Here is a 26,416-nt window from a genome sequence, read left to right on the forward strand (position 1 = left end):
GTTTCCGCTTCGTTGAACGGGTTGGGGCCGCTCCCTATGGTGAAACAATGACTAGTTCCAAGCCCGGGATGACCCGCATCGTGGCAGGCGAGAGCGCGGTCCCCACGCGCAGGCGCGCCGTCGAGGCTGCCCTGGCCATCGGGCTGGTGCTGCTGATCGCCGTCGGGGCCATCGTTGCCTCCAACATCTCCCGCAACACCGAGGCGCAGGCCGCCGAGCCCACCCCCGCCGCAGAGTTGAAACTGGGCTACTTCGGCAACGTCACGCACGCCCCCGCCCTCGTCGGGGTCAAAAAAGGGTTCCTCGCGGAGGCCCTGGGCGGCACTAAGCTCAGCACCGAGACCTTCAACGCCGGACCGGCAGCCATCGAAGCCCTCAACGCCGGGGCCATCGACGCGGCCTACATCGGCCCGAACCCCGCCATCAACTCCTTCGCCAAGAGCCAGGGCCAGTCCGTGCGCGTGATCGCGGGAGCCGCGGCAGGCGGAGCACAGCTGGTGGTCAAGCCCGGCATCACCTCCGCCGCGGACCTGCGGGGCAAGACCCTGGCAACGCCGCAGCTGGGCGGGACCCAGGACGTCGCCCTGCGCGCCTGGCTCACCAAGCAGGGCTACAAGACCAGCGTGGACGGCAGCGGCGACGTCGCCATCAACCCCACGGACAACGCCCAGACGCTCAAGCTCTTCCAGGACGGACAGCTCGACGGCGCGTGGCTGCCTGAGCCGTGGGCGTCGCGTTTGGTGCTCCAGGCCGGAGCCAAGGTGCTGGTTGACGAAAAAGACCTGTGGGACGGCTCAGCCACCGGCAAACCCGGGGAGTTCCCCACCACCGTCCTGATCGTGAACCAGAAGTTCGCCGCCGACCACCCGGACACCGTCAAGGCGCTGCTGGCCGGGCACGCCAAGTCGGTGGCATGGCTCAACTCCGCACCCGCCGACGAGAAGGCCGCACTGATCAACGAGGCCCTGCAGGAATCCGCCGGGGCCGCACTGCCGGCTGATGTGCTGAACCGTTCCCTCGCCAACATCACCTTCACCCTCGACCCGCTGGCCGGCAGCTACCCCAAACTGCTGCAGGACGGGGTGGACGCCGGCACCACCAAGAAGGCCGACATCAACGGCCTTTTCGACCTCACCGCGCTTAACCAGGTCACCGGCGCCGGCAGGATTTCGGCAGCCGGCCTCGGCCAGGACTGACACCCACCACTACCAAAGGACGCCACCATGCCAGTCGTACTGGAACACCTGGGCAAGCGCTTCGGCGACGGCGCCCCGGTACTGGACGACGTCAACGCCAACATCAAGCAGGGCGAGTTCGTTGCCCTCCTTGGTGCCTCCGGCTGCGGCAAATCCACCCTCCTGAACATCATCGCGGGACTGGAAGCGCCGACGTCGGGCGCCCTGGAAGTGCCCAGCGACGGCGCCGCCTTCATGTTCCAGGACGCCGCACTGTTCCCGTGGCTCACAGCGCGGGAGAACATCGAGCTGGCCCTGAAGCTGCGTGGCGTGGGCAAGGCCGAACGCCGCGCCAAGGCCCAGGAACTCCTCGAACTGGTGCACCTGGGATCCGCGGGGGACAAGCGCCCGCACGAACTGTCCGGCGGCATGCGGCAGCGCGTGTCCCTGGGCCGCTCCCTGGCCCAGGACCGGCAGCTGCTGCTCATGGATGAGCCCTTTGCCGCCCTCGACGCCATCACCCGCGACCTGCTGCACGACGAGCTGGAACGCATCTGGAAGGAAACCGGGCGCACCATCGTCTTCGTCACCCACAACGTCCGCGAAGCCGTCCGGCTGGGCCAGCGCGTCCTGCTGCTGTCCTCCCGCCCCGGCCGCGTGGTCCAGGAATGGAACGTCACCGAGGAACACCGAACCGACGCCGGGCTCGCCGGCCAGCTGACCGGGGTCATCACCGCCCGGCTGCGGGAGGAGATTCGCCGCCATGCCAAGTAAGTTCCTGTCTGGCTCCGCGCCGGATGCCGCCCCCGCCCCTTCGCCGGACGGCTTTCGTCCTTCGGACGAAGCGTCCGGCTCCGAAAGGCCCGATGCCACTCCCTGGGCGGCATCCGGCGCTGCGCCTGCGGCCCACGTCCATGCCGCTTTGACGCGGACTTCGAGTGGCCATGAGGACCTCCGGGAGCTTGAGTCCGGCCTGGACTCGCTGCAGTCCGACGCCGACCGGAAGCACCGGATCGATTGGAGCCGCATCCTCCTGCCGGTGGCGGCGCTGGTGGTCCTGGTGCTCGTCTGGCAGTTTTACGTCTCGCTCGGCGTGAAGCGGCGGGACCTGGTTCCGGGTCCGCTTGATGTGGTGGCGCAAATGGGCGTCCTGTGGGGCGACGGCAAGTTCCAGGAGGCGATCTGGACCTCGCTGCAGCGCGGTGTGGTGGGTTTCCTGATCTCGGTGGCCATTGCCACTCCCGTCGGTCTGCTGCTGGCCCAGGTTGCGCCGCTTCGACGCGCGTTCGGCCCGTTGATCTCCGGCCTGCAGGTGCTGCCGTCCGTGGCGTGGGTTCCCGCGGCCATCATCTGGTTCGGCCTCACGGACGCCACCGTGTATTTCGTGGTGTTCATGGGCGCCATCCCCTCCATCATCAACGGCCTCATCTCCGGCGTGGACCAGATCCCGCCGCAGTACCGGCGCGTGGGGACCGTCCTGGGCGCGTCCCGGCTGCAGATGGCACTGCAGGTGATCCTTCCCGCCGCACTGCCCGGCTACCTCAGCGGCCTCAAGCAGGGCTGGGCCTTCTCCTGGCGCTCGCTCATGGCGGCGGAAATCATCGCGGTGGGCGGCACCATCGGCTTTGGCCTGGGGTCCCTGCTGGACCAGGGCCGCGACCTGTCCGACATGACCATCGTGATGGCTGCCATCCTGCTGATCCTCGGCGTCGGCATCCTCATCGAGCTGCTGGTCTTCGGGCCCATCGAGAAACGCCTCCTGCGGCGCCGGGGCCTCCTGGCCGGCAGCACCCGCTGACCCAAACCCCTCCCAACGCACGCTTAGGGCCCGACGGCGACCTCCCGCCGTCGGGCTCTGCCGTTCCCTGGCGCATGGCAGACTGGCGCCATGACCGTCAGCTTCGTGTGCCGCACCGAGTCCCGGCTTCCGGTGGCGCAGCTCTTTGACCGGGCCCGCAGCATCGACCTGCACCTGGACTCGCAGAAGGACTCGGGGGAGCGGGCGGTCGGGGGTGTCACCAAAGGGCTGATCGGAGCAGGCCAGGAAGTCACATGGCGGGCCAAGCACTTCGGCATTCCCCTCACCATGACCAGCCGGGTCACCTACCTGGACTTCCCCCGCAGCTTCACCGACGAACAGGTCAAGGGGCCGTTCAGGTCGTTCCGGCACGTCCATGAGTTCGTACCCACAGCCGGGGGCAGCATCATGACGGACCGGGTGGAGTTCACCGCCCCGCTGGGAGTCCTGGGCGGCGTCGTCGAGCGCGTCATCCTGGCCCGGTACCTGGAACGGCTGATCACCAACCGGGGCAACTTCCTTGCCGGCCGCGCCTGAAATCCTTTGTGACGCAGCGTTACCTTACGTGAACTGGTGTTGCTGACCCTTTGTAGGCCAATGTGACGCCGCCCTACCGTTGATCCATGGCAATTCAGGACATTTACCCCACGGCGCTGCGGCTCCTCGGCCGCCCCGTGCTGGTGGTGGGCGGCGGCCCCGTTGCTGCCCGCCGCGCCAAGGGGCTGCTCGACGCCGGCGCCCTGGTCACCGTCGTGGCCCCGGTTGCCTCGCCCTCGCTGCAGGAGATGGCCGACGCCGGCCTGGTTACCTGGGAAGCACGGCCCTACCGCTCCAGCGACGTGGACGGCGTCTGGTTCATCCAGACCACCACGGGCGTTCCGGAAGTGGACGCCCAGGTATCGGCCGACGCCGAGGCGCAGCGGGTCTGGTGCGTCAACGCCTCCAACCATGAAGCTTCTGCCGCCTGGACCCCAGCCGTCGCCGTGGTGGATGACGTCAAGATCGCCGTGAACGCCGGGGGAGACCCGCGCCGCGCCATGGCCGTCCGCGACGCCGTCGCCACCGCCCTCGAAACCGGGGACCTTCCGCTCCGCCGCCGCCGCGCCCACCGAGGCTCCGTTGCCCTCGTCGGCGGCGGCCCCGGCGACACCGGGCTCATCACCGTCCGCGGCCGCCGGCTCCTGGGCCAGGCTGACGTCGTCGTCGCCGACCGACTCGGCCCCCGCGAACTGCTGAACGAACTCGCCCCGGACGTCCGCGTCATCGAAGTGGGCAAGACCCCCGGCCACCACCCCGTACCGCAGGCAGAGATCAACCGGATCCTCGTCGAGGAAGCGCTCAAGGGCCACCGCGTGGTCCGGCTCAAGGGCGGCGACCCGTACGTCCTGGGACGCGGCGGCGAGGAAGCCGAATACTGCCGCCAGCACGGCGTCGAGGTCGAGGTGGTCTCCGGCGTTACGTCCGCCATCTCCGTCCCCGCAGCCGCAGGCATCCCCGTCACGCACCGCGGCCTGGCCAAGGGCTTCAGCGTGGTCACCGGCCACGAGGAACTTTCCGAGGTCCCGGCCCGCGCCGACCACACCATCATCCTGCTCATGGGCGTAGGCCAGCTCCGCGAATCCGCGTCTGCGCTGGGCGAAGCCGGACTCCCTGCAGACACCCCTGTTGGTATCGTGGAAAACGGCTATTTGCCGGACCAGCGTGTCACCATCGGCACGCTCGGTTCCATCGCCGACCAGGCCCAGGCGGCCGGCGTCGCAAATCCTGCCGTGATTGTCATCGGTGACGTGGTGCGCGTGAGCCCGTTCGCGCCGTCGCACTTCAAAACCGCTGACTACAGCACCACCACCCCGAACAGCCCCCGCAAGACCGTCCTCACCACCTGAAACCCATCGATTGCTCCGTAACCGCCGTTATGAGCCTTCAAAACGGCAGTTACCCAGCAATCGATGCAGAAGAAAAGGAACACAGCCGTGTCATCCAGCACTACCGTAGGATCTGCTGCGCGTCCCCTGCGCGTCGCCGTCGTGGGCTCCGGCCCGGCCGGCGTCTACGCCGCTGACATCCTCACCAAGAGCGAAGCCGTCAAGAGCGGCGAGCTGACCGTCAGCATTGACCTCTTTGACCGCTACCCGGCACCCTACGGGCTGATCCGCTACGGCGTGGCCCCGGACCACCCCCGCATCAAGGGCATCGTGAAGGCCCTGCACAAGGTGCTGGACCGCGGCGACATCCGCTTCTTCGGCAACGTCGACTACGGCACGGACCTCACCATCGAGGACCTCCGCAAGCACTACGACGCCGTCATCTTCGCCACCGGCGCCATCAAGGACGCGGACCTGAACATCCCCGGCGTCGAGCTGGAGGGCTCGTTCGGCGGCGCCGATTTCGTCTCCTGGTACGACGGCCACCCGGACGTGCCGCGTGAATGGCCGCTGGAGGCCAAGGAAATCGCCGTGATCGGCAACGGCAACGTGGCCCTGGACGTGGCCCGCGTCCTGTCCAAGCACGCCGATGACCTGCTGGTCACCGAGATCCCGGACAACGTCTACGCCGGCCTGAAGGCCTCGCCCGTCACCGACGTGCACGTCTTCGGCCGCCGCGGTCCCGCCCAGGTCAAGTTCACCCCGCTGGAGTTGCGCGAGCTGTCCCACTCCAAGGACGTGGACATCATCCTGTACCCGGAGGACTTCGAGTTCGACGAGGAATCTGACCGCCAGATCCAGACGAACAACCAGACCAAGACCATGGTGGGCACCCTCACCAACTGGATCGCCGAGCAGCCCGAGGACCTCTCCGAGCTCAAGGCCTCCCGCCGCCTGCACCTGCACTTCCTGCACAGCCCGGTGGAGATCTACGACGACGCCGAAACCCCCGGCAAGGTGGCGGGCATCAAGTTCGAGCGCACCGAGCTGGACGGCACCGGCAACGCCCGCGGCACCGGCGAATACGTGGACTACCCGGTCCAGGCCGTGTACCGCGCCATCGGCTACTTCGGTTCCGCGCTGCCGGACGTTGAGTTCGACCACAAGAAGGGCGTGGTCACGAACGACGGCGGCCGCGTCCTGGATGCGACCGGCCAGCATGTGCCGGGCCTCTACGCCACCGGCTGGATCAAGCGCGGACCGGTGGGCTTGATCGGCCACACCAAGGGCGACGCCCTGGAGACCGTCACCTACCTGCTGGAAGACCGCGCAAACCTTCCGGTCGCCGAGGCACCCGCAGAGGACGCTGTTACCGAACTCCTCGACGCCCGCGGCGTGAAGTTCACCAGCTGGGAAGGCTGGCTGGCACTGGATGCCCACGAGCTGGCCCTCGGCGCCGCAGCCACCGAGGCCGGCGGCTCGCACGGCGTCGAGGTCAAGCGTGAGCGCGTCAAGGTGGTGCCGCGCGAGGACATGGTTTCCATCTCCCGTGACGGTGTCGCCGCGCAGGTCTAGGACCTGGGCACAGGAACCGCGGGGCCTGGGGGTCCCGCGGTTCCTGCGTTTAAAAGTCGGCTTAACCCGGCCGGGCTATTTACCCGCGCCGCCGATGGCCATGAGCTCCAGCCGTCGCAGGGTTTCCCGGTTCCTGGCCGAGATGATGGGATCGCGCAGGGCCTTGGGCATCAGCTTGCCGGGCCCGTGGATGGCATCTTCGGCAATGGTCACCAGGCATTGGGCGCCCCGGTCCTCCAGGGTGATTTCCACTTTGGCCTCGCCCATGGGCCAGCCACGCGCCACGAGTTCCAGCGAGCGGCCGGGCTCAACGGCGGTCACGCGGGAGCTGTCGTCGATCACCAGCGGCCAGGCACCCACCGAGTGATGGAGGTTGGCCCCCACCCGGGGCCATTCGGCGTCCACATCCCTGATCCGGGAGGCGCCCACCACCCAGCCCGAGTACAGCCAGCCGTCGGCGATGACGCGCCAGACGTCGGCGGCGGGGGACTTGAACAGCTGCGAGACGGTGGACATGGGGTTCCTTCCGGTTGCGGTGGTGCTTCCCCGGTGTCCCGCGGAGGGTACCGCGGGATGTCCAGGTTCGGTGGGGCGTCCGACGGCGGGAGGTGCGGGCCGGCGTGCGGCCCGGTAGGACGGCTTCCGCAGACGCCGGGTCCATCCGTAGGCCTGCGCGCCCGGCGGCTGGTGCTCCAGGGGATCGAAGCGCAGGGGGATATCCGTGGGAGTGGCACCGGCCTGCAGCCGCACCTCACCGCATTCCCGCCAGCGGCCGCCCGGCGTGGTCCAGTGTAGCCCCAGCACCCATTCCCCTGACGCAAGCGAACCCGGTGGGAGGCTCCGCGTCCGCAGGCCCAGCAGAACGGGGCCCAGGCTTCCGCGGTAGGGCATCAGCGTGGTCATTGCGGCTCCTGCCACATCCAGCCGTGGCATCAGGATGAACCGGCCCGGCAGCCCCCAGCCGGTGGAGGCAAACAGGACATCAGCAGGGCCGGCAGCAGCATCGCCGGACGCAGAAACCCGGAGGGCCAGGCCCAGGATGTCCGGCAGGCGCTGCGGCAGCCCCACGGACCGGGAAAAGCGGGCCACCACCTGGTCGGTGCCCGGCGAGTCCAGCCAGCCGATACCGCTGGGGCCGCCCGGGTTGCCGGTCCTGGCCACAGTTCCGGACAGCCCCAGTCCCTCGGGATGGATGGGCCGGCCTGGCCTGGCCAGCTTCAGGAGCCGGAAGACGGCAGCGAAAGCCTGGCCGGCACTATCGGTGGCGGCTGAAACGACGCGCAGCTGCTGGGTCATACTTCCTTCCTACCCACAAACCCCGGCACTACATGCGGCCAAAGCGGGCACGGATCAGCGCGAAAATCCCATAGGCGATAAAACCTGCACCAATGGCCACCAGCAGCGTGGGGCCGAACGGGTGGTCCTGCAGCGCCTTGAGGCTGCCGTCCAGCCCGGTGGACTCCTCGGGCCGGTGCTTGGCGGCGGCGATGATGAACAGCAGTCCGGTGAGGTCCAGCGCAACCCCCTTGGCCACGTGGCCGGTGACGCCCAGGCTGTCGATGAGCCTGCCGCGCCTGGTGCCCTCAAAGTGGAACAGTTCCTCCTTGAAGCCGCGCCGGAAGCCTTTGACCATGAAGTAGATGCCGATGCCCAGGATGGTCAGGCCCAGCGCCACGAGGAGCCACGGCCCTGCAGGGGTGCCCATCAGGCTGGCGCTGAGGTCGCGCGTGTTGTCGCCCGAGTCGCTGCGCTGCCCCAGGGCGAAGCCGCCGAAGGTCAACCCCACGCTGCCGTAGGCGATGGCCAGGAATCCCGAGGACACAAGCTTGGCCAGCCGTTGCTTGCGCGGCAGGCTCCTGGCCCGCAGGGTTGCCTCGCTGGCCTGCCATAAGGCCAGGCCCAGGCAGGCGGCCACGCAGGCCCACATCACCAGTGGCCCCCAGGGGTTGTCCGCCAGCCGCGCGATGGCGCCGGTGGGTTCGGCATCGCCCGGATGGCCGAACGCGATGGCGATGGCAATGGCGCCGAGGATGACGTGAAGCAGTGCCATGACGGCAAACCCGGTGCGGGCCAGGACGTCCAGGGCCTTGTGGTTGGACGCCTCCTCGACAGCGTCCGCTGCCTGGCTGAGGGTGGATTCGCCGTCGGACATGCCTCAGCCGTTCATGGGCCCTTCGGCCCGCAGCTTCTCGGCTCCCGGTCCTTCGACGTGCACGGTGCAGCGGACCACCAGCTGGCCGGGGGCATTGTCCAGTTCCACCAGGGAATCGTCCGCGCTCAGGACGGTGAACACCTCCGAACCCGAAACGACGCCGACACCCTTGGCCTTCGCCGTCTCCCGGGCGTTCCCCAGCGCCTCCCGCTGCAGCCCGTCCACATAGCCGCCGTCTCTCTCACGGGCGGGGTCCCCGAAGGCCCAGCCGAACAATGTCCCAGTGTTTCCCATGGCGACGATATTACGCGGTTGGTCCTGTCCGGGGCGGGCTTTCGTAATATTAGTAAGTGTGCTTACCATGAGTGGACCACACTTCGATGGAACACGGCGCGTATAGTCCGCAGCACAGCTGCATCAGTCCACAACGTTAGGAATGCACATCATGGCAGGAAATCTCATTGCCCGTTCAGTTCACGACCTGACGGCGGCAGCATGGTTTGGTGGCTCCCTGATGGGTGCCATCGGGCTCAACGGGGCGGCAGCCCAGGCCAAGGACCCGGCCGAGCGCACCCGGCTGTCCAGTGCTGGCTGGATGAAGTGGGCGCCCTTCCAGACCGCAGCCTTCGCCTCCCACCTGGTGGCCGACCTCGCCATTGCCTGGGAAAACAAAGGCCGCATCGCCAAGCAGGAGGGCGTGGCCCGCGACACCGTCATCAAGACGGCCGTGACCGTGGTGGGCGCTGCGGTGACCCTGTACTCGGGCATCCTGGGCAAAAAGGTGGAGAAGTTGGCCGGTGAGGGTGCTGAGGGTGCCACCGAACCGCACGGTGCAGCCTCGGATGAGCTGAAGTCGGCCCAGCAGCAGCTCAAGGCCCTGCAGTGGGCCATCCCCGGCTTCGCTGCCCTGGTGATCATCCTCGGTGCCAAGCACGGCGAGATGCAGCGCCCCAAGAATGTCCTCGCGGGTTTGCGCCGCGACTAGCACCACCCGTCAGCACACAGCGGACGACGGCGGCCCGGCACCCCAGTGCCGGGCCGCACCCATGTCCGGCTACTCCGCCAGCCACTCCGCGCACGAGTTGAGGTTGCGGTTCACGCTGGCCACGGCAGCGTCCTGGTCCCGTTGCGTGATGGCGTCCAGCAGCGTTTCGTGGCCGTCGCGCGGGAGTCCGTTGAAGCCCGGCCGGCCCTGCTGCTTCAGCAGGTCCTGGTGGAACACGGTGCCGAAGCTTGCATAAAGCTCGTGCAGCAGGGGATTGCCCGAGGCCCTGGCGACGCCCTCATGGAAACTCCAGTCCGCGTCCGCCCAGGCTTCGAAGTCCCCCGCGGTCCAGGCCTGGTCCCGCGCGGCGAGGAGGGCGCGCAGGGTGGCAACGTCGTCGTCCGTGGCATTCCGGGCGGCCAGCCGGGCGGCCTGGGTGTCCAGGCCCAGCCGGACCTCCAGGATGTGCTGCTCGGTATGGTCCAGGTACATGCGGCGCGCGGCCCCGGACATCTCGCTCGTGGCGCGCACGTAGGTGCCGTCGCCGCGGCGTACTTCCAGCATTCCGCTGTGGGCCAGGGCCTTGACGGCTTCGCGGAGGGTGCCGCGGGAAACTCCCAGCCGGGCCATGAGCTCGGGTTCGGGCGGAATGCGCTGGTTCAGCGGCCACTCGCCGGTGTGGACCATCCCGCGCAGTTTGGCCGTGACCTCGGCGGCCAGCGGCGGACGGACCGAAGGGCTCAGTGTCATGGGATTACTTTCCTCGCGCGTTCTTGCCGGTCATCGCGGGGCCGGTGATCAGGTGGGACACCACGATCTGGGCCAGGGCAAGGGCCAGCAGCAGCGCCAGCGGGAGGGACCAGCCGCCGGTGGCGCTGTGCAGCAGTCCCATGCCGAACGGGCCGGCCGTGGCCAGCAGGTAGCCGGAGGACTGGGCCAGGGTGGACAGGGCGGTGGTTTCGGCCGTACTGGTTCCGCTCCGGCTGATCATCACCATGACCAGCGGGAAGATGCCCAGCCCAAAACCGATCAGGACCGCCGGGACGGCCGCATACGCTACGGGAAGGGACAACAGCGCCGCGATCCCGGCCGCCATGATGATGCTCACCAGGTAGAAGGCCGGACGCAGCATCCGCGGCCTGGCCCCGATGGCAATCAGCACCATGCCCGCCGGGACGGAAACCAGCTGCATGAGGCCGAACATCAGCCCGCTGTCCGCGGCGCTCAGGCCCATGGTGGTGAGCATGTAGGGGAACCAGCTCAGGAGCGCGTAGGCCAGCAGGGCCTGCAGGGTGAAGATGGCAGTGAGGAGCTGGCCCTTCCGGGTGCGCAGCAGTGGCCAGGGGGCCACATGGCCGCCCGTGGTCCGGACGGCCGTGCGGTGGGCGTGCAGTGCCACCGGGAGGAAGCCCACGAAGGCGGCGACGGCAGCGATGCCCACGGCTCCGACGGCGGCGGACGGCGACCCCAGCGCATGGGCCAGCGGGACCACCGCCACCGAGGTCAGGGTACCGCCGGTGGTCATGGTCACCGTGTAGACAGCGGTCATCAGCGACGTCCTGGTGGCGAAGTGCTCGCGGATGAAGGACGGCATGGCCACGTTGCAGACGGCCAGGCCCGACATTCCCACCACGCTCCCTGCCACCAGCATGCCCGTGGCGGGAATGCCGCGCAGCAGCAGCCCGCCGGCCAACAGTGCCAGGGACAGCAGGATGGCCTTCTCCACGCCAAGCCTGCCGGTCAGCCAGGATGTGGCGGCGCCGGCCAGGGCGAAACACAGGGTGGGTATCGAGGGAATGATGGACGCCACCAGCACCCCATAGCCCAGCACCGCCTGGAGATCGTGCAGCAGCGCGGAGGCCCCGGTGATGCCGGCGCGCAGGTTCAGACCGATCAGGACCAGCGCAATGACACCGAAGACGACGGCGGAACGCGGCTTGGGCGGCGCGCTGCCGGTGGCCGGGGTGGCCGGCACCGTGGGCGCCTGGGCTGTTGCGGGCGGAGACGCGGGGGGAATTCCTGGCATGCCCTCCAGCCTAAAGGTTAGACGTTTGATGTTTGTCCTTTTGTGGCCGACCTCTCCGTCCTGCCCCGGCTGGAATAGACTGCCAACGGATGGTCGGAGGGCCTGGCGCGGGCCAGGCAGTGCGGAAGGACGGCTGTGGAAGCTTCCCGGGGACTAGAGATTGAGAAGAAGTACGACGTCGACGCCGATGCCGTGGTGCCGGCCCTGGAGCACGCCGCCGGGGTTGCCCGGACCGGCGCGCCGCACACCGACCTGCTGGAGGCCGTCTACTTCGACACCCCCAACCATGCCCTGGCCGCACGCCGCATCACGCTCCGGCGCCGCACCGGCGGGAAGGACGCCGGATGGCACCTCAAGCTGCCGCCGGGGGGTGGCGACCAGGCAACGGGGGAGGGCGTCCAGCAGCGGACGGAACTGCACGCACCCCTCGGCCGGCCCGATGCCGTCCCAGACGCCCTGCTGACCCACCTTCTTGCGTACCTCAGGGGCGCCGTTCCGGTGCCCGTCGTGCGGCTGGACACCCGGCGCACCACCTACCCCCTGTATGGGGACGACGGTGTCCACCTCGCCGACCTCGCCGATGACCAGGTCACCGCTGAACGGCTGGCGGGCGGAGCCAGCGCTGCGCGGCAGGAGTGGCGCGAGTGGGAGCTGGAGCTGGTCCATGGGAAGCCTGACCTTTTTGGCCCCGTCGGGGAACTGCTCACGGCTGCCGGCGCCAGGCCGGCCGGGCATGCTTCGAAGCTGGCGCGTGCCCTGGGCCCTGGTACCAAGGCGGGAAAGCGTGCCGCCGCAGGGGACGCTGCCGCCGACAGCCAAAGTGCCCCCGCCCTGCTGGCCGGGAAGCGGGCCCCGGCGGCCGCCGTCGTCACCGTCTACGTGGCGCAGCAGGTCGACGCGATTCTTGCGGGCGACGGTGCCGTCCGGCTGGAGGAACCGGAGGCGGTGCACAACATGCGCTCCGCCACCCGCCGCATCCGCTCGGTCCTGGCAGCCTATGCCAAGCTCTACCGGGCAGCGCCGGTGCGCAAGCTGCGGACCGAACTGAAGTGGCTGGGCCAGCTCCTGGGCCAGCCACGCGACGCCGAGGTCCTGCGGGCGCAGCTCCGCGGGCAGCTGGGTAGACTGCACTCCGCTGGCGGCGTGGAAGCGGCCACGTCGAGGGTGGAACAGCGCACGGGTGCGGACTACGACGCCGCGTACCGCCTCCTGCAGGAAGCCCTGGGGACGGAGCGTTACTTCCGGCTCCTGGACACGCTTGAGGATTTCCGTGACAACCCGCCGGTGCGCGCCGACTCGGTGGCGCCGGGCCGGCGGGCGGCCGCGAAGGCCGTGGACAAGGCCGCCAAGCGGCTGCAGCGCTCCCGCAAAGCGGCCAAGCGCGCACGGCGCGGAAGGGAGCAGGAACTGGCGCTCCACCGGGTGCGCAAGGACGCGAAGCGGCTGCGCCACGTGGCTGAATCAGCAACACTGGTGCACGGCAAGCGTGCGGGCAAGGTGGCCAAGGCCGCCCACCGGCAGCAGAAGGTCCTGGGCCAACACCAGGACGCCGTAGTGGCCCGCGACCTGCTGGCCGCCATCGCGGCGGAGTACGGCGAACCCGCGACGGCGGGCATCTACGCGGAGCTGCTCAGCCTGCAGGAGGAACGGATGGCGGCGGCACAGGCCGGGTACCGGAAGGCCTGGAAAAAATCGCGGGACCTGTTCGGCCGCGGCGTCATCTGACGCGGTCCCGGCCCTATTTGCCCTGCCGCGCCGACAGCCGGGCCACCGCCAGGGCGAGCCAGAGCTGCACCCGGTCCGCCGTGACCGCGGGGTCGTAGCCGGTCAGCTCCGTGATCTGAGCCAGCCTGTACCTGACAGTGTTGCGGTGCAGGGTGAGTTCCTCCGCCACCGCGGCCACCGAGCCGTTGTTGTTCAGGTAGCTTTCCAGCGTGGCCATCAGTTCGGACCCGTGCGCGGCGTCGAACGAACGCAGGGGATTCAGGGACTCGTGCGCCATGTCCGCCAGCGGCACATCCTCGCTGGCCAGCAGCAGCGAGGTCAGGCTCAGCCGCTCCGGTTCGTTGACCGGCAACCCATGGCTGGCAGCATCCCGGGCTTCGAAGTAGCTCCAGCGAAGGCCGTTCGGCTTGGTGTACGCCCCGCCGATGCCGATCGTGGCGTGGATGCCGGCTTCGGCGAGGTGGTCGCTGAGCCTCCGCGCCAGCGACGGCGCCGTCCCGCCGTCGTCATTGACCACCAGCACCAGGTCCTTGCCCACGACGGCGGCAACGGCTTTCTCCAGCTCCTGCGGCACCGACGTGCTCCCCAGGGCCTTCCCGTGGGCGGCCGACACGGCCAGCAGCACCACGTTCTTGCGGGTGCTGTTCACCCCCACGCCCGCGAGCCGGCGCTGCGCCTCGCTGGTCTCCAGCGCCCCGTGGATCACGTCCTCCAGCACCTGCCCGCACAGGGCGCGCTGGGCCTGGCGCTGCTTGACCATGTTGTTGAGCTCCACGCTGATCAGGTTCTGCGCGTAGCCGATGATTCCCGTGTCCTCGAACGGCTGGCGCACCCACAGCGTGCAGGCGTCCCGCCGTCCCGTGGGCACCGGATAGCTGGCCCAGGTGTCGGCCGACGGGTGGGCGCTGCCGCTGTTGTACAGCTGGGCCGTGAACTGGGTCAACGCAATGTCGGTGCGCAGCATGCCGCCGAGGTTCTTCAACAGTTCCGCGAGCCCGCCGCCGGTCAGCAGCGCCCGGGCCAGGACCTGGTGCCCGGCGATCAGGCGTTCCAGCTTGGCGTAGTGGTCCGCCGACTGGGCATCCGCCACCAGCTTGGTGATGGCGATGAACGGCGTCTCGTACGGCACTTCCACCACGGGCAGGCCCCAGCGGTTGGCCTCGGCCAGGAGGGCCGGCGGCACCGTCTCGTGTGACAACCCCACGCCGAATCCGATGCCCACCGCGCCCGCCCGCTGCACCTGCCGCACAAAGCGGCGCTGCTCCGGGGCCGAACGCAGGCGCAGGCCGGTGGTGAGCACCAGCTCGCCGCCGTTGAGGAACCGCTGCGGATCCTCCAGTTCGGTGACGGCAACCCAGTTAATGTCCTGGTTCCAGGTTGTCTCCGCCACCCCGGCCTTGGCCAGCTTCAGGGAGGACACGCCCACCAGGGCAGCGAGGGAAATGGCCATGAAGCAAGGATAAACGTGAGCTGGGCAACCGCACTAAACCCTCCAAACAAGGGTGTGCAGGTGGCTATTCACCCCGCTTGGGCGCTGGCATAGGCTCGAGGCAGTTCCATCCATCCGTCCCGGGTTCCGTCCGGCCGCCGATGGCCCTTACGAAAGAGGTTGCACACCGTGGTCCAAACCTTGCAGAACTTCATCAACGGGAAGTTCGTCACCCCTGCCGGCACCGCCCTGCTGGACGTGGTCAACCCCACCAACGGAGAAGTGGTGGCCCAGGCCCCCGTTTCGGTGCAGGCCGACGTGGACGCGGCCATGGCCGCCGCCAAGGACGCCTTCCGGACCTGGAAGCACGTGACCCCGGGCCAGCGCCAGCTGATGCTGCTCAAGCTCGCCGACGCCATCGAGGCCAACAGCGACGAACTCGTCGAAGCCCAGCACCGCAACACCGGCCAGGTCCGCTCGCTCATCGCCTCCGAGGAAGTGGCAGCCGGCGCCGACCAGCTGCGCTTCTTCGCCGGCGCCGCCCGGATCCTGGAAGGCAAGTCCGCCGGGGAGTACTTCGAGGGGCACACTTCCTATGTCCGCCGTGAACCGATCGGCGTGGTGGCCCAGGTGGCCCCGTGGAACTACCCCTTCCTGATGGCCATCTGGAAGATCGGTCCCGCGCTCGCGGCCGGCAACACCGTGGTTCTCAAGCCTTCCGATACCACCCCCGAGTCCACGCTGGTCCTGGCGCGCCTGGCCGGTGAAGTCCTGCCCGCGGGTGTCCTGAACGTGGTGCTGGGCACCGGCGAAACCGGCGCCATGATGGTTGAGCACAAGGTCCCCGGCCTGGTGTCCATCACGGGCTCTGTCCGCGCGGGGATCGCGGTGGCCTCGGGTGCCGCCAAGGGCCTCAAGCGGGCGCACCTGGAGCTCGGCGGCAAGGCCCCGGCCATCGTGTTCGCCGACGCCGATATCAAGAAGAGCGCCGCGGCCATCGCCGAGTTCTCGTTCTTCAACGCCGGCCAGGACTGCACGGCCATTACCCGCGTGCTGGTGCAGGATTCCGTGCACGACGACGTCGTGGCGGCCATGGTGGAACACACCCGGACCCTGCACACCGGCTCTCAGAACGACGAAGACAACTACTTCGGCCCGCTGAACAACGTGAACCACTTCAACGCCGTGACCTCCGTGGTGGAGAACCTGCCGGCCAACTGCCGGATCGAAACCGGCGGCCACCGCGCGGGGGAGAAGGGCTACTTCTTCGAACCCACCATCATCACCGGCGCCAAGCAGACGGACGACGTGGTCCAGAAGGAAACCTTCGGCCCCGTCATTACCGTCCAGAAGTTCAGCACCGAGGAAGAAGCCGTGGCCCTGGCCAACGACGTGGACTACGCGCTGGCCTCCAGTGTCTGGACCACCAACCACGGCACCGCCATGCGCCTGAGCCGCGACCTGGACTTCGGTGCCGTCTGGATCAACACCCACATCCTGCTGACCGCCGAAATGCCGCACGGCGGCTTCAAGCAGTCCGGCTACGGCAAGGACCTCTCCATGTACGGCGTGGAGGACTACACGCGCATCAAGCACGTGATGTCCGCCCTCGACGCCTGACCCCGTCTCCTGACCAATTCCCCGGTGGTTGAGCTTGTCGAAACCCCGGGTTCGGCAAGCTCAACCACCAGTAAGAGAAAGTAACGCCATGACCACCACCGCATCAGACATCACCTTCCGCCTGGAGCAGAAGCGCAACGTCCAGGCCGACTTCCCGGGCCCCAAGTCCGTGGCACTGACCGAGCGCCGCAAGTCAGTGGTGGCTGCCGGCGTCGCTTCCAGCGTCCCGGTCTACGTTGCCGACGCCGACGGCGGCATCATCCACGACGTCGACGGCAACTCCTTCATCGACCTGGGCTCCGGCATCGCGGTGACCAGCGTGGGCGCGTCCGATCCCGCCGTCGTCGGTGCCGTCAAGGAAGCCGTGGAGCACTTCACGCACACCTGCTTCATGGTCACCCCGTACGAAGGCTACGTGGCCGTCGCCGAGCAGCTGAACCGGCTCACCCCGGGCGACCACGAAAAGCGCACCGTCCTCTTCAACTCCGGCGCCGAGGCAGTGGAGAACGCCATCAAGGTGGCCCGACTGGCAACCGGCCGGGACGCCGTCGTCGCCTTCGACCACGCCTACCACGGCCGCACCAACCTGACCATGGCACTGACCGCCAAGGCCATGCCGTACAAGACCAACTTCGGCCCGTTCGCACCCGAGGTCTACCGGATGCCCATGAGCTACCCGTACCGCGAGGAAAACCCCGCCATCACCGGTGCCGAGGCCGCCAAGCGCGCCATCACCATGATCGAGAAGCAGATCGGCGGGGACCAGGTTGCCGCGATCATCATCGAGCCCATCCAGGGCGAGGGCGGCTTCATCGTCCCGGCCGAGGGCTTCCTGCCGGCGCTGGCCGCCTGGGCCAAGGAGAAGGGCATCGTCTTCATCGCCGACGAGGTCCAGTCCGGCTTCTGCCGCACGGGTGAATGGTTCGCCGTCAACCACGAGGGCGTCGTCCCGGACATCCTGACCATGGCCAAGGGCATCGCCGGCGGCATGCCGCTGTCCGCCATCACCGGCCGCGCCGACCTGCTGGACGCCGTGCACCCGGGTGGCCTGGGCGGCACCTACGGCGGCAACCCGGTGGCCTGTGCGGCCGCGCTGGCGTCCATCGGTTCCATGGAGGAGTACGACCTCAACGGCCGTGCCCGCCACATCGAGTCCATCGCCATGGCGCGCCTGCAGGAACTGCAGTCCGAACTGGCCGCTGCCGGTACCGGCGTGATCGGCGATGTCCGCGGCCGTGGCGCCATGCTCGCCGTCGAACTTGTCCAGGCCGGTTCCAAGGAGCCGAACCCGGAGCTGACCAAGGCTGTTGCCGCCGCCTGCCTGAAGGAAGGCGTCATCATCCTCACCTGCGGCACCTACGGCAACGTCATCCGCCTGCTCCCCCCGCTGGTCATTACCGACGAACTGCTCGCCGACGGCCTGGAAGTCCTCGCCGCCGCCATCAAGGCCAACGCCTAGCCAGGACGGCTTTACCCGCAAACCCAGGAGGGTGGGCCCGCAGCGCCACACCACGCCGAACCCGATCCAGCGTTCAACAGTCATGGCCTCCCGGAACACCAGCAGCGCCACCAGGAACTGCAGGACGGGAGCGAAATACTGCAGCAGGCCGATGGTGGTCATGGGCAACCTCCGCGCCGAGGCGCCGAAGAAGAGCAGCGGAACGGCGGTGATCACGCCGGATGCCAGCAGAAGCCAGAAGTGCCCCGCCCCCTGGGACGTGAGCGTGGAGCTGCCGCTCGCGGCCAGGACCACCATGGCGACGGCGGCCAGCGGGGCGAGCACCATGGTCTCCACGCTCAGGCTGGTGATGGCGTCCACCCTCGATCCCACCCGGTTCTTGACGAAGCCGTACAGGCCGAAGCTGAACGCCAGGGTCAGGGCGATCCACGGCAGTTGCCCGTAGGAGTAGGTGAGGACGCCCACCGCCACGAAGCCGACGCCGACGGCAGTCCACTGCAGCGGCCGCAGCCTTTCCTTCAGGACCAGCACCCCCAGCAGCACGGAGACCAGCGGGTTGATGAAATACCCCAGTGACGTCTCCACTGCCTGCCCCGTTGTCACGCCGTAGGTGTAGGTCAGCCAGTTGATGGCGATCAGGAACGCCGCCAGCGCCAGGGAACCAAAGACGCGCCGGTCCTTCAGCGCCACCGCGAGCACGCCCCACGACCTGGTCACCGTGATCAGCAGGGCGCAGAACAGCAGCGACCACACCACGCGGTTGGCCACGATCTCGACGGCGCCCGCCGGCATCAGGATGAAGAAGTACAGCGGGAGCATGCCCCACAAAACGTACGCGCCGATGCCGAACAACAGGCCCGCCGTGGATTCCTTGGCGGGGGCAGGGGCCGCCGGTGACTTCGCTGCCTGCGGCGGCGCTGTGGTCTGAGCAACAGGGGTAGCGGGGGACGTTCCTTTTGGCATGGGCACGAAGTCCATAACAGCAGGCTCGGGGCAGGTATTCCAGCAGGTGGGCGTGGATTCCGGAAAATAGTCAGTAGGCTTGCTTTCATGACACGTGTCCGTTTCCCGGAGCCTGCCCCGTGAGGCTCCGCCGCAGCAACGCCTCGGGCCGCGGCTACCGCAGGGTCGCCGCCGGCAAGGGATTCAGTTACCGGGACCTCGATGGCTCCACCCTGCCGCCGGGTCCCGTCCGGGACCGGCTGGAAAGCATTGGCATACCGCCGGCCTGGACCGACGTCTGGATCGCCCCCTTTGACAATGGCCACATCCAGGCGACCGGCGTGGACGCCGTGGGACGGCGCCAGTACATCTACCATCCCGAGTGGCGCGAGCGTAAGGACCGGGTGAAATTCGACCGGTCCCTCCAGTTGGCAGAATCGCTGCCCGCCGCCCGGCGGCTGGTCACCATGGACCTGCGCGGCGAAGGCTTCTCCCGCGAGCGAGTCCTGGCCGCGGCGTTCCGGATGCTGGACAGTGGATCCCTGCGGGTGGGCTCGGAGCGGTACACGAACGAGAACGGCAGCCGGGGCCTGGCGACCCTGTTGTGCGCCCACGTCCAGGTGCGGAAGGACCGGATCCTGCTGCGCTTCCCGGCCAAGAGCGGCAAGGACTGGGAATCGGAAATCCGCGACGCCGACCTCGCCGCCCTCCTGCGCCTGCTCAAGCGGCGGGGGTCCAATGCCCGGCTCCTGGCCTACAAGGAGGGCAGAACCTGGCGCCCGGTCACCAGCGCGGACATCAATGCCTACGTGAAGGAACGGACCGGCTCCGACTTCACCGCCAAGGACTTCCGGACCCTTCGCGGCACGGTGGCAGCGGCGTCCAGCCTGGCCCGGACCGGGGTCCAGCGGACTGCCGCCAAGCGGAAGCGTGCCATCAGCCGCGCCATGTACGACGCAGCGGAGACACTGGGCAACACTCCCTCCATCGCCCGCAAAAGCTACGTGGACCCGCGGGTGCTGGACCACTACCACGATGGCGAAACCATCGACCCGAAGCGCCTGGACTCGGCGGAGTCAGAACTCAGGGCGCTCCTGTACCGCGAAGGCAAGGTGGTGGCCCTGGCCGCCAACTAGAATGGGGGACTGTGCGCTGCACCCAGCGGCGCACCCTCATGAAATATGAGCAGGACCAGTTCAGAAGGGTTCCCGGTGTCCAATCACAGCGAAACCGCCGCCAACCGTCCCCTCCGCGTCGCGATCGTCGGCGCGGGACCGGCAGGAGTCTATGCTGCGGACATCCTCACCAAGTCCAGCGGGGTGAAGGACGGCGACTTCCAGGTCAGCATCGACCTCTTCGAGGCCTACCCGGCGCCCTACGGACTGATCAGGTACGGCGTTGCGCCGGACCATCCCCGGATCAAGGGCATCGTCAACGCCCTGCACAAGGTCCTGGACCGCGGCGACATCCGTTTCCTGGGCAACGTGACCTACGGCCGGGACCTCACGCTGCACGATTTCCGGGCTTTCTATGACGCCGTGATCTTCTCCACCGGCGCCATCAAGGACGCCGACCTGGACATTCCGGGCATCGATCTGCGCGGCTCTTTCGGCGGCGCCGATTTCGTGTCCTGGTATGACGGCCACCCGGACGTGCCGCGGGAGTGGCCGCTGGAGGCGAAGGAAATCGCGGTGATCGGCAACGGCAATGTGGCCCTGGACGTAGCCCGCATGCTGGTCAAGCACCCCGAGGAACTGCTCACCACCGAGATCCCGGACAACGTCTACCAAGGCCTGAAGGCGTCCCCCGTCACGGACGTCCACGTCTTCGGCCGCCGCGGCCCCGCCCAGGTCAAGTTCACCCCGCTGGAGCTGCGGGAACTGAGCCACATGGACGACGTGGATATCGTCCTCTACCCCGAGGATTTTGAATTCGACGACGCCTCGGACGAGGCCATCCGCACCAACAACCAGGTCAAGACCATGGTGAACACGCTGACCAACTGGCTGGTGGAGGAACACGCGGAGTCGGAGAACCCGTCGTCCCGCAGGCTGCACCTGCACTTCCTGCACAGCCCGGTTGAAGTGCTCGACGACGGCACGGGCAAGGTGGGCGGCATCAAGTTCGAGCGCATGCAGCTGGACGGGACCGGCAACGCCAAGGGCACGGGGGAGTACGTGGAGTACCCGGTCCAGTCCGTCTACCGGGCCATTGGCTACCACGGCTCCGCACTGGACGAACTGGAGTACGACGCCAAACGGGGCGTCATCCCGAACGAGGGCGGCCGTGTCCTGGATTCCGACGGCAACCCTGTGCCCGGCATCTACACCACGGGCTGGATCAAGCGCGGCCCCGTGGGCCTGATTGGCCACACCAAGGGCGACGCACTGGAGACTATCGGCTTCCTGCTGGAGGACCGGTTGAACCTCCCGGCGGCCAAGAACCCGGACCCCCAGGCCATCATCGACCTGCTCGAAGAGCGCGGCATTGAGTTCACCACGTGGGAAGGCTGGAACAAGCTCGACGCCCACGAGGCGGGCCTCGGTGCCGCCTGGACCGGACCCGAGGGGCTGGACCATGTGGTCCGCGAACGCATCAAGGTGGTGCCGCGCGAGGAGATGATCCGCATCTCCCGCGGCTGACGCCCTATCCCTGGCACCGTATTCGAGTTAACCTAGTTAACATGAATACGGCCGGAGCCGGAACACGCAGTTACAGCTCCCCCAAGCGTGCCATGTCGGCGGCCGAGACCGGGTGCCGGATCCTGCAGGCCACCGAAAACCTGTTCATGGAGGTCCCGCTCGCCGATGTCACGCTGGGCGCGGTGGCGGCCCGCGCGGGCGTCACCGTGCAGACCGTCATCCGCAGGTTCGGGGACCGCGGAGGCCTTATCGATGCCACCGCCCAGGCGGCGGCGGCCAGGGTGGACCGCCAGCGCAACTCCGTCCCTCCCGGCGACGTGCCCGCCGCCGTCGGCAACCTCCTGGAACACTACGAAACCACCGGCGCGCTTGCCTTGAAGCTGCTCGCCGAGGAACAAGCCTCTCCCGTCCTGGCGGAGATCACCGCGGGAGCGCGCCGCCTGCACCGCGATTGGTGCCGCCGCGTTTTCGCCCCCTACCTTGACCCGCTGAAGGGCAGCCCAAACCACGACCGCCGGCTGGCCCAGTTCGTCGCCCTCTGCGACGTCTACACCTGGAAGTTGCTGCGCCTGGACGCCGGGCTCAGCCGCGACCAGGTGGCCCACTCCCTGCTCGAAATGCTGGAACCCTTCACGCGGAGGCCCTGATGTCCACTGTCCTTGCCTACACCTCGCCCGCCATCGGCCATCTCTTCCCCATGGTTCCCCTGCTCGGGGAACTCAGGGCCCGCGGGCACGACGTCCATGTCCGCACCCTTCCCGCCTACGTCCCCTTACTGCGCGGGCTGGGACTCCACGCCGAACCGGTGGACGCCCGGCTGCTCGACATCGAGTCCCGGGACTACGGCGCAAGGTCCACCAAGGCCGCCCTTGCCCTCAGCGTCGAAACGTTTACCAGCCGCGCCCGTTTCGACGCGCCTGACCTGCAGCAGGCTATTGCCGACGTCGGCCCCGACCTGCTGCTCATCGACATCAACGCGTGGGGCGCCCGGGTCCTCGCTGAATCCTCAGGACTGCCGTGGGCCACCTTCAGCCCCTACACTCCGCCGCTGCAGTCGCGGGGGACCCCGCCGTTCGGGCCGGGACTGGCTCCCATGCCCGGCCCGCTGGGCGTCGCCCGGGACGCAGTGGCGCGGCGCCTGGTCATCGGCGCGGTCGAAAAGCTGATGCTGCCGCGGATCAACGCCCTCCGGGCCGAGGTCTCCGGCGGCATGCTTCCCCCGGTGAGCGGCGCCGACTCCATGTTCCGCACGGCGCCCCTGATGCTGGTGGCCACTGCCGAGCCGTTCGAGTATCCCCATCCGGACTGGGCCCCTGACGTGCGGATGATCGGCGCACTCGCATGGGAGCCGCCGGCCGAACCTCCGGCATGGCTCGGCGAGGCCACCCACCCCGTGGTCCTGGTGACCACGTCCTCCGAGTACCAGGCGGACGAAGCCATTGTCCGGACCGCCCTGGCCGGACTTGCCGGGGAGCCCTTCACCGTCGTCGCCACCCTCCCTGCAGCCCAGGCGGGCTCGGCAGGCGCCGCCAAAGCCGCCGGCACGGACCAGTTCGGGCCACTGCCGGCCAATGCGCGGCTGGAGCATTTCGTCCCGCACGGGCCTGTCCTCGAGCGGGCAGCGGTCGCCATCACCCACGGCGGCATGGGGGCCACGCAGAAGGCGATGGCACAGGGAGTGCCCGTGGTGGTGGTTCCGTTCGGCCGCGACCAGCACGAGGTGGCAGCGCGGGTGGCAGCAGCCGACGCCGGGGTGCGGCTGAGCCGGAAAAACCTCACCCCGGAGCGGCTCCGGGCAGCCGTCCACCGGGCCCTGGGCAAGGCGCCGGGCGCGGGACGTGTCGCCGCCGGGTACGCCGCGGCCGGGGGAGCGGCGGCCGGGGCGGATGCGCTGGAGGAACTGGTCCGGGTGCGCCGGTGACACGGGGGTGCTGTCCAGCTATGCTGGCTGGGCTACCTTCCAGCCCTGCCTCGCCGGACAAGACTCCGGAACGGGAGTTCAATGACGAACCTGCTCCACCCTGAACCGCGCCAGCGTGCCGCGCTGGCCGGCCACGAGCGCCTCGGCTCGGACCCCGGCAACCTCACCCCCGAGATCCCCGGGCTGCGCAACCTCATCAGGGAGTCCTGGCAGCGCTCGGCGGGCTTTAAGGCCAACCCTGACAATGCGGCCGCGCCGCTGGCCCTCGACTGGGACCAGCTGGAGGACTACCGGCGGCAGCATCCCCTGGCCGCGATCATGCCGGTCATCAACAAACTCCTGGTCCAGCCCAGCCATGACAGCGGGCTCCTGGTTGCGGTGGGTGACGAGGTGGGCAGGCTGCTGTGGGTGGATGGCGACCCTACCCTCCAACGCCGGGCCGAAGGCATGATGTTCGTCCCCGGCGCCGACTGGTCCGAGGCCAGCGTCGGCACCAGCGCTCCGGGCACCGCCCTTGCCCTGGGCAGGGGCATCCAGATCGCCGGCGCCGAGCACTACCAGCGGGCAGTCCACCCCTGGAGCTGCACCGCCGTCCCCTTCCATGACCCCGACTCAGGTGCCGTGCTCGGCGTCGTGGACATCACCGGGACGGCCACCGCGGTGGCGCCTCACACGCTGTCGCTGGTGGAGGCCACCGTTGCTGCCGCCCAGGCGCAGCTGCGCGTGGAGCGCCTGCAGCTTGCGGCGGAGCTCGCCAGGAAACCTGTACGACGACGGTCCCCGGCCGCCGCCGCCAGGCAAGGCCCGGGCGGCGTCGAAGGCAGCCTCTACCGGAACAGCCTGCAGTTGCTGGGGCGCGACCAGGCCTTGCTGAGCCTGGGCGGCAGGACCGTTTCCCTGTCCGCGCGGCACAGCGAGATCCTGGCCCTGCTGAGCGCGCATCCGGAAGGGCTCAGCGCCGAGGAACTGGGCTTGCTGTTGTACCCGGGGGAGGGCTCCACCATCACGCTCCGGGCCGAGATGGTCCGGCTGCGCAAGGTCATCCAGCAGCTGAGTCCCGACGCTGTCCCCGGCTCCCGCCCGTACAGGCTCCCACTGGACCTGGTGCCGGATACCGGCCAGGTGCTCAGCTGCCTGCAGCGCGGTGCGCACCGCATCGCCCTGGAGATCTACCGCGGCGAGGTGCTTCCGCGCTCGGAAGCGCCAGGCATCCTCGACCTCAGGAGCAGGGTGTCCTCCCTGCTCCGGGAAGCGGTCCTCACGGACGGCAGCGCCGAGTCCCTGCTCAAGTACGCTGCGCTCCCGGAGGCAAGGGACGACGTCGTCATCCGCCGCGCCGCGCTCCGCCTCCTGCCGCCGCGCTCACCCAAGCGGGCCGCCGTCGTCGCCGACCTGGAACGGCTGGAAGCCGAACTCCGCGCCTGAAACCCGGCCCCGCCTGCACCCGATGTGACCTGCGTCGCATCGTTGCAACCTTGCTGCAACCTCCCCGCTCCTACGCTGGCTTCATCGGCGAACGCCCCTACGGGCCAGCCTTCTGCACAGCAAAGGAGCTAAGCACATGACCGTTTACGCACAGCCGGGAACCGACGGTTCGAAGGTCACCTTCAAGGACCGCTACGAGAACTGGATTGGCGGCGAATGGGTGGCCCCGGTGAAGGGCCAGTACTTCGAGAACATCACCCCGGTGACGGGCAAGGCGTTCTGCCAGGTGGCCCGAGGCACCGCCGAGGACATCGAGCTCGCCCTGGACGCGGCACACAAGGCCGCACCATCCTGGGGCAAAACCTCCGTGGCGGAACGCGCCGCCATCCTGAACAAGATCGCCGACCGCATCGATGAGAACCTCGAGATGCTCGCCGTGGCCGAAACCTGGGACAACGGCAAGCCCGTCCGGGAAACCCTCAACGCCGACCTGCCGCTGGCCTCGGACCACTTCCGCTACTTCGCCTCCGCGGTCCGCGCCCAGGAGGGCAGCCTGTCCCAGCTCGATGACAACACCACCGCGTACCACTTCCACGAACCGCTCGGCGTGGTGGGCCAGATCATCCCCTGGAACTTCCCCATCCTGATGGCAGTCTGGAAGCTTGCTCCCGCGCTCGCCGCCGGCAACACCGTGGTGCTCAAGCCCGCCGAGCAGACGCCGTCATCGATCCTGGTGCTGATGGAACTCATCGGGGACCTGCTGCCCGCCGGCGTGATCAACGTGGTCAACGGCTTCGGCGTCGAGGCCGGCAAGCCGCTGGCCTCCAGCTCCCGGATCCGGAAGATCGCCTTCACCGGTGAAACCACCACCGGCCGGCTCATCAGCCAGTACGCCAGCCAGAACCTCATCCCCGTCACCCTGGAACTGGGCGGCAAGAGCCCGAACATCTTCTTCAACGATGTTGCCCAGGAAAACGACGCCTTCTACGACAAGGCCCAGGAGGGCTTCGCCCTGTTCGCCTTCAACCAGGGCGAAGTGTGCACCTGCCCCTCGCGGGCCCTGATCCAGGAAGACATCTACGACTCCTTCATGGCCGATGCCGTGGCACGGGTGGAAAAGATGATCCAGGGCAACCCGCTGGACACCGACACGCAGGTCGGCGCCCAGGCCTCCAACGACCAGCTCGAGAAGATCCTGTCCTACATCGACATCGGAAAGCAGGAAGGTGCCAAGGTGCTCACCGGCGGCGCGCGGGCCGAACTCCCCGGCGACCTCTCCGGTGGATTCTACGTCCAGCCCACCGTGTTCGAAGGCCACAACCGGATGCGCATCTTCCAGGAGGAAATCTTCGGCCCCGTGGTGGCCGTGACCCGGTTCAGCGATTACAACGACGCCATGGGCATCGCCAACGACACCCTATACGGACTGGGCGCCGGCGTCTGGTCCCGCAGCGGCAACGTAGCCTACCGCGCCGGCCGCGAAATCCAGGCCGGCCGCGTCTGGGTCAACAACTACCACGCTTACCCGGCAGGTGCCGCCTTCGGCGGCTACAAGTCCTCGGGCATCGGACGTGAGAACCACGCCATGATGCTGGACCACTACCAGCAGACCAAGAACCTGCTGGTGAGCTACGACGAAAACAAGCTGGGCTTCTTCTAGGCCAGCACGTACCACTA

At 68.5% G+C, this 26,416-nt stretch carries 22 protein-coding genes and 1 pseudogene; 16 read left to right on the forward strand and 7 right to left on the reverse strand.

Annotated elements, in window-relative coordinates:
• The first annotated feature begins 68 nt into the window (after positions 1-68).
• The 6 genes from AC1DIP_RS01300 (at position 69) to AC1DIP_RS01325 (ending at position 6,413) form a co-directional block, all read left to right on the forward strand.
• Positions 69-1,196, forward strand: a complete 1,128-nt coding sequence (locus AC1DIP_RS01300) for an ABC transporter substrate-binding protein (RefSeq protein ID WP_477732938.1) — start codon at positions 69-71, stop codon at positions 1,194-1,196.
• 27 nt (positions 1,197-1,223) lie between these two features.
• A complete protein-coding gene (locus AC1DIP_RS01305) occupies positions 1,224-1,949 on the forward strand; it encodes an ATP-binding cassette domain-containing protein (protein WP_476206613.1) in 726 nt (241 codons plus the stop codon).
• Complete coding sequence (locus AC1DIP_RS01310; protein ID WP_476206611.1) at positions 1,939-2,973, forward strand: ABC transporter permease subunit; 1,035 nt, start codon at positions 1,939-1,941, stop codon at positions 2,971-2,973. Before AC1DIP_RS01305 ends, AC1DIP_RS01310 begins: the two co-directional genes overlap by 11 nt.
• A gap of 90 nt (positions 2,974-3,063) precedes the next feature.
• Positions 3,064-3,510, forward strand: coding sequence for an SRPBCC family protein (locus AC1DIP_RS01315; RefSeq protein WP_477732570.1), 447 nt, complete (start codon positions 3,064-3,066; stop codon positions 3,508-3,510).
• A gap of 86 nt (positions 3,511-3,596) precedes the next feature.
• On the forward strand, positions 3,597-4,859 hold the full coding sequence (gene cobA, locus AC1DIP_RS01320) for a uroporphyrinogen-III C-methyltransferase (protein ID WP_477732571.1): 1,263 nt from the start codon (positions 3,597-3,599) through the stop codon (positions 4,857-4,859).
• Positions 4,860-4,946: 87 nt separating this feature from the next.
• Entirely contained in the window at positions 4,947-6,413 is a 1,467-nt protein-coding gene (locus AC1DIP_RS01325; RefSeq protein WP_477732572.1) for an FAD-dependent oxidoreductase, read from the forward strand.
• Positions 6,414-6,488: 75 nt separating this feature from the next.
• On the opposite strand, the gene AC1DIP_RS01330 is transcribed toward AC1DIP_RS01325, so the two are convergent.
• From AC1DIP_RS01330 to AC1DIP_RS01340, 3 genes are read right to left on the reverse strand one after another with little or no spacing between them, the layout of a single operon-like run.
• On the reverse strand, positions 6,489-7,709 hold the full coding sequence (locus AC1DIP_RS01330; RefSeq protein WP_477732573.1) for an SRPBCC family protein: 1,221 nt from the start codon (positions 7,707-7,709) through the stop codon (positions 6,489-6,491).
• Between the two features lie 28 nt (positions 7,710-7,737).
• On the reverse strand, positions 7,738-8,565 hold the full coding sequence (locus tag AC1DIP_RS01335) for a DUF1206 domain-containing protein (RefSeq protein WP_476206603.1): 828 nt from the start codon (positions 8,563-8,565) through the stop codon (positions 7,738-7,740).
• Positions 8,566-8,568: 3 nt separating this feature from the next.
• Positions 8,569-8,859 carry a hypothetical protein gene (locus tag AC1DIP_RS01340; protein ID WP_477732574.1) on the reverse strand — a complete coding sequence of 97 codons (291 nt, stop codon included), beginning with the start codon at positions 8,857-8,859 and terminating at the stop codon, positions 8,569-8,571.
• Positions 8,860-9,010: 151 nt separating this feature from the next.
• On the opposite strand from AC1DIP_RS01340, the gene AC1DIP_RS01345 reads away from it, so the two are divergent.
• Complete coding sequence (locus AC1DIP_RS01345) at positions 9,011-9,550, forward strand: hypothetical protein (protein WP_477732575.1); 540 nt, start codon at positions 9,011-9,013, stop codon at positions 9,548-9,550.
• Positions 9,551-9,619: 69 nt separating this feature from the next.
• On the opposite strand, the gene AC1DIP_RS01350 is transcribed toward AC1DIP_RS01345, so the two are convergent.
• Complete coding sequence (locus AC1DIP_RS01350) at positions 9,620-10,300, reverse strand: FadR/GntR family transcriptional regulator (RefSeq protein ID WP_477732576.1); 681 nt, start codon at positions 10,298-10,300, stop codon at positions 9,620-9,622.
• Positions 10,301-10,304: 4 nt separating this feature from the next.
• A complete protein-coding gene (locus AC1DIP_RS01355) occupies positions 10,305-11,576 on the reverse strand; it encodes an MFS transporter (protein ID WP_477732577.1) in 1,272 nt (423 codons plus the stop codon).
• A 135-nt stretch (positions 11,577-11,711) separates the two neighbouring features.
• Here AC1DIP_RS01355 and AC1DIP_RS01360 point away from each other — a divergent pair, with 135 nt between their 5' ends.
• Positions 11,712-13,301, forward strand: a complete 1,590-nt coding sequence (locus AC1DIP_RS01360; RefSeq protein ID WP_477732578.1) for a CYTH and CHAD domain-containing protein — start codon at positions 11,712-11,714, stop codon at positions 13,299-13,301.
• Positions 13,302-13,314: 13 nt separating this feature from the next.
• Here the strand turns inward: AC1DIP_RS01360 and AC1DIP_RS01365 are convergent, their stop codons facing one another.
• Positions 13,315-14,751, reverse strand: a complete 1,437-nt coding sequence (locus tag AC1DIP_RS01365) for a PucR family transcriptional regulator (protein WP_477732579.1) — start codon at positions 14,749-14,751, stop codon at positions 13,315-13,317.
• A 168-nt stretch (positions 14,752-14,919) separates the two neighbouring features.
• On the opposite strand from AC1DIP_RS01365, the gene AC1DIP_RS01370 reads away from it, so the two are divergent.
• Together AC1DIP_RS01370 and gabT are read left to right on the forward strand one after the other, a co-directional pair.
• Positions 14,920-16,350, forward strand: a complete 1,431-nt coding sequence (locus AC1DIP_RS01370; protein WP_477732580.1) for a gamma-aminobutyraldehyde dehydrogenase — start codon at positions 14,920-14,922, stop codon at positions 16,348-16,350.
• Between the two features lie 88 nt (positions 16,351-16,438).
• Complete coding sequence (gene gabT, locus AC1DIP_RS01375) at positions 16,439-17,809, forward strand: 4-aminobutyrate--2-oxoglutarate transaminase (RefSeq protein WP_477732581.1); 1,371 nt, start codon at positions 16,439-16,441, stop codon at positions 17,807-17,809.
• 45 nt (positions 17,810-17,854) lie between these two features.
• Here gabT and rarD read toward each other — a convergent pair.
• Positions 17,855-18,772 (reverse strand): annotated as a pseudogene (gene rarD / locus AC1DIP_RS01380) (EamA family transporter RarD); the annotation flags it as partial.
• A gap of 119 nt (positions 18,773-18,891) precedes the next feature.
• Here rarD and AC1DIP_RS01385 point away from each other — a divergent pair.
• The 6 genes from AC1DIP_RS01385 to exaC all read left to right on the forward strand — a co-directional run bounded on the left by AC1DIP_RS01385 (position 18,892) and on the right by exaC (position 26,399).
• Positions 18,892-19,887: a DNA topoisomerase IB gene (locus AC1DIP_RS01385; RefSeq protein ID WP_476206585.1), complete on the forward strand. Its 996-nt coding sequence runs from the start codon at positions 18,892-18,894 to the stop codon at positions 19,885-19,887.
• A gap of 45 nt (positions 19,888-19,932) precedes the next feature.
• A complete protein-coding gene (locus tag AC1DIP_RS01390) occupies positions 19,933-21,393 on the forward strand; it encodes an FAD-dependent oxidoreductase (RefSeq protein WP_477732582.1) in 1,461 nt (486 codons plus the stop codon).
• A 41-nt stretch (positions 21,394-21,434) separates the two neighbouring features.
• Entirely contained in the window at positions 21,435-22,040 is a 606-nt protein-coding gene (locus tag AC1DIP_RS01395) for a TetR/AcrR family transcriptional regulator (RefSeq protein WP_477732583.1), read from the forward strand.
• Positions 22,040-23,314: a nucleotide disphospho-sugar-binding domain-containing protein gene (locus tag AC1DIP_RS01400; RefSeq protein ID WP_476206579.1), complete on the forward strand. Its 1,275-nt coding sequence runs from the start codon at positions 22,040-22,042 to the stop codon at positions 23,312-23,314. Before AC1DIP_RS01395 ends, AC1DIP_RS01400 begins: the two co-directional genes overlap by 1 nt.
• 81 nt (positions 23,315-23,395) lie before the next feature.
• Entirely contained in the window at positions 23,396-24,739 is a 1,344-nt protein-coding gene (locus tag AC1DIP_RS01405; protein WP_476206577.1) for a GAF domain-containing protein, read from the forward strand.
• Positions 24,740-24,875: 136 nt separating this feature from the next.
• A complete protein-coding gene (exaC, locus tag AC1DIP_RS01410) occupies positions 24,876-26,399 on the forward strand; it encodes an acetaldehyde dehydrogenase ExaC (RefSeq protein ID WP_477732584.1) in 1,524 nt (507 codons plus the stop codon).
• Positions 26,400-26,416: the final 17 nt, after the last annotated feature.

Source organism: Pseudarthrobacter sp. 05T312, from assembly GCF_056396685.1.

What these genes read in the sequence shown, in the direction of transcription:
- AC1DIP_RS01315 (WP_477732570.1), top strand. Translation starts at nt 3,064, where the DNA reads ATGACCGTCAGCTTCGTGTGCCGCACCGAGTCCCGGCTTCCGGTGGCG.
- AC1DIP_RS01390 (WP_477732582.1), top strand. Translation starts at nt 19,933, where the DNA reads ATGAGCAGGACCAGTTCAGAAGGGTTCCCGGTGTCCAATCACAGCGAA.
- exaC (WP_477732584.1), top strand. Translation starts at nt 24,876, where the DNA reads ATGACCGTTTACGCACAGCCGGGAACCGACGGTTCGAAGGTCACCTTC.
- AC1DIP_RS01395 (WP_477732583.1), top strand. Translation starts at nt 21,435, where the DNA reads ATGAATACGGCCGGAGCCGGAACACGCAGTTACAGCTCCCCCAAGCGT.
- AC1DIP_RS01305 (WP_476206613.1), top strand. Translation starts at nt 1,224, where the DNA reads ATGCCAGTCGTACTGGAACACCTGGGCAAGCGCTTCGGCGACGGCGCC.
- AC1DIP_RS01365 (WP_477732579.1), bottom strand. Translation starts at nt 14,751, where the DNA reads ATGGCCATTTCCCTCGCTGCCCTGGTGGGCGTGTCCTCCCTGAAGCTG.
- AC1DIP_RS01400 (WP_476206579.1), top strand. Translation starts at nt 22,040, where the DNA reads ATGTCCACTGTCCTTGCCTACACCTCGCCCGCCATCGGCCATCTCTTC.
- AC1DIP_RS01355 (WP_477732577.1), bottom strand. Translation starts at nt 11,576, where the DNA reads ATGCCAGGAATTCCCCCCGCGTCTCCGCCCGCAACAGCCCAGGCGCCC.
- AC1DIP_RS01405 (WP_476206577.1), top strand. Translation starts at nt 23,396, where the DNA reads ATGACGAACCTGCTCCACCCTGAACCGCGCCAGCGTGCCGCGCTGGCC.
- AC1DIP_RS01310 (WP_476206611.1), top strand. Translation starts at nt 1,939, where the DNA reads ATGCCAAGTAAGTTCCTGTCTGGCTCCGCGCCGGATGCCGCCCCCGCC.
- cobA (WP_477732571.1), top strand. Translation starts at nt 3,597, where the DNA reads ATGGCAATTCAGGACATTTACCCCACGGCGCTGCGGCTCCTCGGCCGC.
- AC1DIP_RS01300 (WP_477732938.1), top strand. Translation starts at nt 69, where the DNA reads ATGACCCGCATCGTGGCAGGCGAGAGCGCGGTCCCCACGCGCAGGCGC.
- AC1DIP_RS01335 (WP_476206603.1), bottom strand. Translation starts at nt 8,565, where the DNA reads ATGTCCGACGGCGAATCCACCCTCAGCCAGGCAGCGGACGCTGTCGAG.
- gabT (WP_477732581.1), top strand. Translation starts at nt 16,439, where the DNA reads ATGACCACCACCGCATCAGACATCACCTTCCGCCTGGAGCAGAAGCGC.
- AC1DIP_RS01350 (WP_477732576.1), bottom strand. Translation starts at nt 10,300, where the DNA reads ATGACACTGAGCCCTTCGGTCCGTCCGCCGCTGGCCGCCGAGGTCACG.
- AC1DIP_RS01330 (WP_477732573.1), bottom strand. Translation starts at nt 7,709, where the DNA reads ATGACCCAGCAGCTGCGCGTCGTTTCAGCCGCCACCGATAGTGCCGGC.
- AC1DIP_RS01340 (WP_477732574.1), bottom strand. Translation starts at nt 8,859, where the DNA reads ATGGGAAACACTGGGACATTGTTCGGCTGGGCCTTCGGGGACCCCGCC.
- AC1DIP_RS01345 (WP_477732575.1), top strand. Translation starts at nt 9,011, where the DNA reads ATGGCAGGAAATCTCATTGCCCGTTCAGTTCACGACCTGACGGCGGCA.